Annotated in this window: 3 protein-coding genes; 1 reads left to right on the forward strand and 2 read right to left on the reverse strand. The window is 73.9% G+C overall.

From position 1 onward, the window contains the following. Positions 1-476: 476 nt before the first annotated feature. On the forward strand, positions 477-1520 hold the full coding sequence (locus MXD58_RS28050; protein WP_248836590.1) for a PfkB family carbohydrate kinase: 1044 nt from the start codon (positions 477-479) through the stop codon (positions 1518-1520). Here the strand turns inward: MXD58_RS28050 and MXD58_RS28055 are convergent. Together MXD58_RS28055 and MXD58_RS28060 are read right to left on the reverse strand one after the other, a co-directional pair. Then, positions 1484-2176, reverse strand: a complete 693-nt coding sequence (locus MXD58_RS28055; protein ID WP_248836589.1) for a nucleoside/nucleotide kinase family protein — start codon at positions 2174-2176, stop codon at positions 1484-1486. The two genes, MXD58_RS28050 and MXD58_RS28055, sit on opposite strands and share 37 nt — an antisense overlap. 39 nt (positions 2177-2215) lie before the next feature. Further along, on the reverse strand, positions 2216-2813 hold a 598-nt coding region (locus MXD58_RS28060), incomplete at its 5' end, for an SDR family oxidoreductase (protein ID WP_250611184.1).

Below are 2813 nucleotides of genomic sequence, written 5' to 3' on the forward strand. Positions count from 1 at the left end.
GTCCACAGCCGCGGCCTCGGCGATCCGTCGCGCCGCCGCCGGGCTGATCGCCGCGTTGCCGGCTGCGGTCGGCGCGGCTACCACCGTGCCCGCGGCGCCGGTGGCCGGCCAGTAGAGCATGCCGCCCGCGGCGCCGGCGACGACCAGCAACGCGACCCTCGCGCCGCGACGGCGCCCCCCGGTATCTCCCACGCCGCCTGTCTAACTAGGACGACTATTAAACAGAAGAGCGCGGAAACAAATGACTTCTACCTTTTACACCCTCGACAAACAAGCAACCGTAAAAGACAGGGATGTTTCCGCGACGATGTTTCCGAATGCGGCTATAAAAGCATATCAACCCCCGTCCGGCCGGGTGGCACCTCGACGTCTGAGCGCATCAATAGCCACAGTCCAGATCTTTTCCGTACGGAATGCGGCCGGTACAGTCGCCCCTGACGACGCGGCGCGTACGACCGCGCGGGCGGAGGTGGGCGATGCCCGGCAGCGGGCCGACGGGGTTGTTCGTCGGGCTCACGACACTCGACACGATCTATCGCGTCGAGCGGCCCCCGTTGGCTGACGAGAAGATCGTCGCGGCCGAGTTCGTCACCGCGGCAGGCGGCCCGGCGACGGGTGCGGCCGTCGCGTTCGCGCGTCTCGGGGGACGGGCGGTGCTGCTCAGCGCGGTGGGCGCGGGGCCGCTCGCGCAGGCGGCGCGCGCCGACCTCGCCGTCGTCGGGGTTCGCAGTCTCGACCTGCGACCCGGCGAGGTCGTCCTACCCGTGTCCGCGACCATGATCAGCTCGCCAGGCGGCCAGCGGGCGGTGGTGTCCGCCCACGGAGCGCTGCCCGGACCGGCTCCCGGCGCTACGGCCGCCGCGCTGAGAGCCGTCGGAGGGAACGTCGGCGCGGTGGACGTCGGCGCGGTGGACGTCGGCGCGGTGGACGTCGTGCTCGTCGATGGGCATCAGGTCGACGCGGCTCTCGAGGTCCTGCGGGCGATCCGCGGCCACCTCCCTGGGCCGGCCGCCGGTGGTGGCGGCGCGGCGGGCGGGCCGGCAGTGGTGTTCGACGGCGGCTCGTGGAAACCCGGCACCGACCGGTTGCTCGCCGAGGTGGACGCGGCGGTGTGCGGCTCCGCCTTCCGACCGCCGGGTCTGGGCGCGGGCGCCGGCGTACCGGACGTCCTGCGCTACCTGCTCGACCAGGGGCCGTCGTTCGCCGCGGTGACCGACGGGGCCGCGCCGATCCGCTGGGCCGACACCCACGGCGGCGGGCTGGTCCGGCCACCCGCGGTCCACGCCGTCGACACCCTCGGCGCCGGGGACGTCCTGCACGGCGCCTTCGCCTGGTCGCTGGCCGGTGCGTCGACCCTCGGCACGGCGGCCATGGTCTCGGCGCTGACGGCGGCGGCGCGGGTCGCGGCCCGGTCCGTGGAGAGCTTCGGCACCCGGGCCTGGCTGCAAGAACCCCTCGACGGCGATCGAGGGGCGCAGCAGGCTCAGTCGAGTTCACCGGCGGGCAGCTCGACCCGGTAGTCGGCTCGGGCGGCGGTCGCCGTGATCAGCCGGAGATTCCTCAGGTCGTTGTTCTCCACCCATTCCCGGGCCGCCGATGGTGATCTGCCGCCGCGGTGGTGACGGTCGATCAGACGCGCGCGGGCGATCTCCTCGTCCACCCGGAGAAACCACGTCTCGTCCAGAAGCGGTCGCAGCTGCGCCCAGGCGCCGGAGTCGAACAGCAGGTAGTTCCCCTCGCAGACCACCAGCCGGACGGTCGGCGGTATCCGGTGCGCGCCTGGCACGGGTTCATCGGTCCGGCGGCTGAACGACGGCGCGGCCAGGCCCTCGAACACGCGGCCTGCCGGTCCGCGGGCACGCAGGCTGGCGAGCAGGGCGGCGTAGCCGGCGGCGTCGAAGGTGTCGGGCGCGCCCTTGCGGCCGGCGAGCCCGCGGCGGCGCAGTTCGGCGTTCGGCAGGTGGAACCCGTCCATCGGCGCCTGGGCGACGAGCGGTGGCCGACTGCCGTGCCGCGCCGCCAGTTCGCCGACGAGGCGGTCCGCGAGGGTGCTCTTGCCCGCCCCCGGCGGCCCTGCGATCCCGAGCAGCCGCCGGCCCGGCGGGCGCAGCAGCACCTCGGCCCGCGCGAGCACCGCCGCCAGTCCCATCAGCACCGGCGGCGACGTGGCGTCCATCCGGTCATGATCGCAGAGCGGGCGTGCGGGTGGGCGCGCTCAGAAGGACAGGCCGCCGGTGGCGGCGATGGTCTGCCCGGTGACCCAGCGGGCCGCGTCGCTGACCAGGAACGCGACGACGTCGGCGATGTCGTCCGGTTGGCCGTTGCGCCCCGCCGGGGTCATCGCGGCGACCTCGGCGAACCGCGCCCGGTCGGTGTCGGTGACGCCGTCGGTCTCGACCAGGCCGGGTAGGACCGCGTTCACGGTGATGCCGCGATGGCCGAGCTCCTTGGCCATCGACCGGCCGATCTCCTCGACCGCCGTCTTCGACCCGGTGTACACCCCGACCAGCGGGTTCGGGTTGCGGGTGTAGCCGGTCGAGATGTTCACGACCCGGCCGCCGTCGCGCAGGCAGCGGGCGGCGTGCCGCATGGCGAGGAAACTGCCGCGGACGTTCACGGCCAGCACCCGGTCGATCTGCGCCAGGGTGACCTCCCCGGTCGCCCCGGACAGCACCACGCCCGCATTGTTGACGAGAATGTCGAGGGGGCCGAACGCGTCGGCCGCCGCGGCGAACAGGTCGTCGACGTCCGCCGGGACGCCAAGGTCGGCGCGCACCGCGCGCGCCTGGCCGCCGGCGCGGACGATGCGGGCG

Origin of the sequence: Frankia sp. AgKG'84/4, assembly GCF_023242965.2 — a bacterium.
Taxonomy (GTDB): domain Bacteria; phylum Actinomycetota; class Actinomycetes; order Frankiales; family Frankiaceae; genus Frankia.